Source organism: Candidatus Angelobacter sp., from assembly GCA_035607015.1.
Taxonomy (GTDB): Bacteria; Verrucomicrobiota; Verrucomicrobiia; order Limisphaerales; family AV2; genus AV2.
Genome location: DATNDF010000286.1, coordinates 1 through 6,085, shown reverse-complemented (window position 1 = coordinate 6,085; position 6,085 = coordinate 1). Strand labels below are relative to the sequence as shown.

Below are 6,085 nucleotides of genomic sequence, written 5' to 3'. Positions count from 1 at the left end.
TACGAATCTCCCGGAGCGGGCCGCCGGATTCGGACTCGCGAAATCTTTCCACTGCGCCGGGACGAATCTTCGCAGCGCAGAGTCGTCCAGCAATAGCAGACAAAGTGCGATGGTAAGGAGATTGAAGAAACAGTAATTGCCGGTAATGGATATCAGCAGCATCAGCAGGATAAAGGCGGCACAGGCGGCCTGGCGGGCACGGCGTCCAAGGAAAATCAGGAACGGGACACCCAGTTCGATGACGAACATGATGCCGCAGGACATTTTCTGAAACCAGGCGGGCAGTTGATGCGCGTACCACCCGATCCAGGTCGGCAACGGCTGCGTCTCGTAGTGAACGGTCAGCGCGGTGAGGTTGCGCCACATTGCGTCGCCGCTCAGGAGCTTTACCGATCCGGACATGAACATCAGCCGAAACAGGAGCCAGCGAAACAGCCAGAGCATGGTCAATGGAGGCGGCGTTTCCTGCGAGAAGCGCGGCAGCCATTGGCGCGGCGCGAAGAAAATAGCGAGGAAACCGGTTTCCAGCAGGAGAATGTCCCACTGGAATCCGAGAAACTCGCGGCACACGGTCGAAAGTGACAGATAAATGGCCCAGAGAAGGATCAAATCCGGGACCGGCGCCACGCCTGCGATCAGCAGCAGCGAAAGCAAAACTCCGGCGGCGCACTGAAGATGGAGGAAACCGTCGCCAGGGCTGATCCAGCAGAAAGTCGGCAGCCACCAGAAGCGTTCGGGGCCAAGTTGTCCACCGATCGTGGTGAGGTAATCACGCGCCGGAAGAATTCCGTTGCGTCCAATCAATCCATCGATTTGGGTCCACAGGGAAACGAACGCGACGAGATAGATGATTCCGAGGAGACGAAGGAACAGCCAGCGGGTGAGGAAGCATTGGCCGCGTTCGCTCTGGATTCTGGAGCAGGTTCTCGCGAAAGCGGAAGAAGCTTTTTCCATGAATGGGAAAGGCGGTGATCGCCCCGATCCTTCGGCGGAATCAATACAACCTGAATGCAACAGGCGATACCACTGGCTAAACTTTCTTCCTGAACACAATGATGTGCTGCCACGGCAGCGTCTCGATCGTTTCCAACCATTCGAGTGGTTGCGCGGCCATTTCCTTGCGCACCTGAGCTTCGGACATTTTGTGGACTTCCTTGATCGGCACCTTGGGATCTTCGGATCGGAACTCGACGAAGACCACCCGTCCGCCGGGCTTCAACGCCTTGCATATCCCTTCCATCATTTCGTACGGGTGATCGAACTCGTGATACACGTCCACCATCAATATCAGATCAAGCGAGGCCGCGGGCAGTTTGGGATCTGTAACCGTTCCCAGCACCTCTTTGATGTTGGTAATCTTCCGTTCGGCCATTTTTTCGGCGAGCAGGTCGAGCATCTCCTGTTGAATATCCACCGCGTAAACACGACCTTTTTCACCGACCGCTTTTGCCATGCGCCAGCTGTAATAACCGGTGCCTGCGCCGATGTCAGCCGCCGCGTCGCCCGGTTTGAGCTTGAGAGCCCTGAGCAGTAACTCCGGTTTCTCTTCCTCCTCCCGTTCGGGACGTTCCAGCCAGTCGGCCGCCTGGTGGCCCATGACGTGAGCAATCTCCCGGCCCATATAAAAAGCGCCGATGCCGTTCGGATCATGTTGGGCGTGGTGTTCGTAACGGGCGTTCGGCCCGGTCGTCGCATTCTCGTCTGCGGCCCGGACGGCGCCATTCCAACCGGTGGCCAGGCAAAGGAGGAGAAGCTGGGAAACGGGCCGCGCGTGATTTCTCATGCGGAAAGGTTAGCCCTGATTTGGCACGAGTTCAACGGCCGGCTCTGTTTGTGACCAAACCAAAACCGACCTGTGGATGCTCATGGAAGTCGGAGGCGGTAAAACCGTTGCGCGTTGGTGATGGAGTCGAAAACCTCAAGATTGGTCGTTGTCGGCTGCGCGGAGAAGTTGGTCAACGCTGACCATGCGGACGAAGGGGCGAACGAATCACGGATTTCGACGACGTACGCCTGGTTGGCCAGCGCGGTAAAGTCAAGGGCCAACCCCCCGTTGGTGACAGTGATGGAATCGATTCCGGGCGGCGGCGTGTATTCGACCACAATGTAGGGTTCAAAGCCTGTGTCCTCGCGGGAAGCGAAGCGGCGCGCGGTGAAGTTGATGTCCTCCGACTTGCAGACGACCATCCAGCCGAAATTTGTCCCCGGATTGTCCACCCAGGCTTGCACGTCGGCGACCAATTCCGGGGTCGAGAAAAATGTGTAGGGCGAGTCACCGATGCCATACACGATGGTCTCGGCGCTGAGGTCGGCCACATAGTCATTTGTGGCCGCCGCACCGGGGATTGTCCACGCGTTCGTTGTGAATGCGAACCGATCATTCCAAGTGGCCTCACCGGTCGTTGCAGGCGCGCCCTGTCCCGGGTGAATCGGGTCGGGGGAAGCCTTGTTCCCCTCGCCCCACGATTTCAGCACTCGATGCAATCCGAATGGCGAAGGCGTAAACCCGTCCTTCGGCTCGCCGGTGACTTCGACGACGAAATCGACATTTGTGATGAACGACCCTTGCGGGACTCGGGAAGTCAGATCGAAACGAAAGAGCCCGCGATTCCGGGTGAAGTTCTGCGTGGTGCCGGCATTGACGATCAGCGCGCCGCCCAGGTTGTTGCTCGGAGAGCTTTCGACGAGGGTTGTGTCGGCCACCGCAATCAAAACGGCCGTGTCGGTCTGCGCGGGAAAACCCAAAGCCAGAACGCCAGCAAGGCCGATTACAAATCGCGCGCTTCGGGATGACACTCGGGGAATCTAACGTACCGCGGATCCGGAAAGCAACGTTACACGATGTTTGGCTCGCCGATGATCGGCGTGTTGTCGATCGCGCAAACGCCGCCCGCCTGGAGATTTTCACGGCTGTCAGTGTAGCCAGGAATGATCCGGTTCAACTGGTTCTGGGTCGCGCCAAGATGGTCGCGGATCAGCTTGCCGAGAATCGAGCGATAATCGTAGGCCCGTTTCAAATAACGACTGCTGGCGCCAAACATCGAACCCGTCTGGCCCGTCACCCACGGCACGGAGTCGCTCGGATGGCAGCCAAACGCGCCTGTGTTGTTGCCTTTGTTGTAACCCTTTACCGCTCCGCCCGCGACAAACATTACACCCGCCTCGGCGTGGTCGGTGCCGCGGTCAGAGTTTTCCACCGTGGTGCGTCCGAACTCCGAAAGGGTGACGATCACGAGGTTGTCCCATGTCGCCTTGTCACCGTAGTTCAGGAAATACTTCCGAAGCCCGTACATCGCCCACGCAATGCGCCGTTGCAGGTTGGGATGGCCTCCGGTCAAAGTGCCTTGCGATTGGTGGGTGTCGAAACCGCCCATTTCGGTGCCCGCGACGATGGCGTCGGTCTTGTTCAAAATGAGCGCGGCTGCCTTGAGGCTGCCGAAAAAACCATACGCGCCCGTGTCCACGACGTACTTTTGAGGATCATTGGCGTGAAGCGCGTAGCCGCCGTTCTTCGCATTGGTGGTCGGGAACAGATAATAAGGGGCCGAATCGTTGTCGGTGCCGGTGTCGTCCACGAACGTGTTGCCTGCCTCGGAGAAGTTAAGCGCGGCAAAGGTTGCCAGGGTGTCGTTGAGGTTTTTATACTGGAGATTCAGCAGCTCGCGGTTTTTCTTGTCTGCGAAGGGAAAGCCATTAACGGTGTTGATGGCTGCATCGGCTTTTGTATTCCCCTGCGTGGTGTTGGGAATGCCGAGCAGATTGTAGCGGGTCGGATCGCTGAGGTTCGTCATGGCCGCTGCCGAACCGCGCAGGATCAGCGGCAGGCTGGACTGAAACGAAACTCCCGTGAGGGGGTTGGTGTTGGCCAGTCCCGACTCAACCATGGTTCGGTACAGAATGCCGTCCTTGACCAGATTGTTGTTGGGGTTGCCGGTCTCCCAATAGTTCTGGGAATCAAAATGGGACCGCGACTGTTTCGGGTAACCAACTCGATGTATGAGCGCCAGGTCGCCGGCGTTATACACCGGGGCAAGGAATTTATGCGACGGGTGCAGGGCCGCAAAACCGTTACCCAGACGGATGGCGTTCGCGTAATTGAAGGTCGGATCCGTCGCGGCGGCACTGAGCGGGAAATCGCAGGTCCCCGTCGTTGCCGAATAATCCGTGGCCGGGTCCCGCGGGATCATGAGCGTGGGGCGGTTCGTGGAATTGTACGCGGTGTCCTGGATGGGAATGACGGCGTTCAGGGAGTCGTTGGCGCCGCGCAGGAAGATGAACAGGAGTTTTTTCGTTTTCCCGTTCGCCCCGGGCACGCCGATTGTGCCTTCAGCGAGCGCGCGTTTTACGACGAGAGGAATATCGACGAGCGTGGAGAGGGCGACGCCCAGTCCCACTTTGAAGCTCCGGTCCAGAAAACCGCGCCGCGTGATGATATTGAAGTGTTGCATAAGCTTGTTGTTTGATCGAAAGGCCGGTGAAAGGTTACTGCTCCTGGAAGCGCGGCGACGTCATCAGCGCGGAAACCATGCCGCGAACGCGCGTGTCGTAGGTGGTTGAGGCGTTCGCCAGGGTGCTGAACAGAGAGGGCGTCACCCCGTCATCCGACGTGTTGAGAAAGTTGATCGCGGCCGTGCGATAATCATCAAGATTGGCCCTCCCTTCTCCCGGGAACAGAATGCCGAGGAAGTAATCTGCCACCGCGCCGGCGTCATTCCAACTTGCGCCTGGCAGTTTCGATTTCAACAAGGCAACCGGATTGGCCGTGCTGTTGCCGGAATCACCACGGCCGCTTTGCCCCGGCGCGATCAGGAGTGCTTGCACGTAACGAACGCGCTCGGCCAGCGTGCCGGCGCTGATCCAGGCCGGCCCGGCTTCGGGATAGCCGTTGGGTTCGGCGCGATCGAAGAGAAGCATGGTTCCCATGCGGCTCAAGGGCGTGCCAACGCCGGCGCTCGTCGAATCCAGATCCGCCGTGAAGGTCCCGTTGGTATAGGCGGCCCTGAGCGCGCGAATGGCGCTGATTTCGTATTCGAGCGGCGTCTTGACCTTTTGCAGCGATCCCTCGTGGCTGCGAAACAGGTCGGAGTTAACTATGACGTTAAGAACGTCGCGGATCTGACCCTTGGGATTGCCGTTCTCCCAGGCCATCATGCACTGGTGGATCAATTGGCCTTCGGGCGAAAGGTTGGGGTCGGAGTAGTCATAGACACCGTGCACGAAATCGTCGTGGATCAGGAGACGGCAGAGCTTGACGCTGATGTATTCCTGCGCGAATGGTTGATTTGCCAGATGCGCGATCACGTCGTAGCCGTCGGCGATGCCATTCGTGCCGGTGCGGGAGGGCAGTGTGAGTTGATAACTCCGGCCCGCGTAAGGAGCTCCGAATCGGGCCGGAACGGTCTTGTTGGGAAAGATCGTTTTGGAATTGGTGTTGTGATTGCCCGGTTTGTATTGGAACGACCAGACACCGACCAGATTCGACACCGCCACGCCCGGATTCAAGGTACGCAGGTCGGTCGCCAACGGATTGAACTCGTTGGTAGCGGCCATGATGTTCACCGACCAGCCGGTCCAGGCGCGTGACATGATCGTGATGTCATTTTGGTCGTAGCCGTTGTCCACGCCGAATGTGAAGAGTTCCTGTAATTCGCGCGCGTAGTTTTCGTTGGCGATGTTGCTGCCGTTGCCCTTGCTGTTGACCGTATCGAGATAAATGATCATCGCCGGACTTTCGGCGCTGATCCGCAACAGGTCATAGAACGTGCATTGCGGGTTCATGAGCGCCTGACGCCAGCGCTGGTTTTCTTTGAACTCAAGCTGTCCCGCCAATTGAGCCGTGAGGTTCCCATCGCTGTAGTATGTAGTGAAGTAGTCGCTCGATTTCGAGTATTGCGTGACAAAATGGTTCTCGAGGAACTGATCGAGCACTTCCAGCAACTGGCGCTTCGATTGCACGGCGCGCAGGGCGTGCCAGCCGCGCAGGTCATCAATGCTCGCCCCGCCATAAATCAACTTGGTATACGACGACACGGGATAGGGTGTGCTGGTAACCCAGCTTCCGGAGAAGCGGACGGTCAGGCTGCTG

5 protein-coding genes are annotated in these 6,085 nt (G+C 58.3%); all 5 read right to left on the bottom strand.

Translation table 11 applies throughout. From position 1 onward, the window contains the following. Window positions 1-954 (bottom strand): lipase maturation factor family protein (locus VN887_11560; GenBank protein HXT40639.1); only part of this gene is annotated, 954 nt, incomplete at its 3' end. A gap of 76 nt (window positions 955-1,030) precedes the next feature. Beyond that, window positions 1,031-1,783, bottom strand: coding sequence for a class I SAM-dependent methyltransferase (locus VN887_11555; protein ID HXT40638.1), 753 nt, complete (start codon window positions 1,781-1,783; stop codon window positions 1,031-1,033). 80 nt (window positions 1,784-1,863) lie between these two features. Then, window positions 1,864-2,796 (bottom strand): DNRLRE domain-containing protein, encoded by a 933-nt coding sequence (locus VN887_11550; GenBank protein HXT40637.1) that lies wholly within the window; start codon window positions 2,794-2,796, stop codon window positions 1,864-1,866. Window positions 2,797-2,834: 38 nt separating this feature from the next. After that, the gene (locus VN887_11545) at window positions 2,835-4,448 is read right to left on the bottom strand and encodes a DUF1501 domain-containing protein (protein ID HXT40636.1); all 1,614 of its coding nucleotides are present in this window, start codon (window positions 4,446-4,448) and stop codon (window positions 2,835-2,837) included. A gap of 34 nt (window positions 4,449-4,482) precedes the next feature. Further along, the coding region (locus tag VN887_11540) for a DUF1800 family protein (protein HXT40635.1) at window positions 4,483-6,085 on the bottom strand (1,603 nt) is incomplete at its 5' end.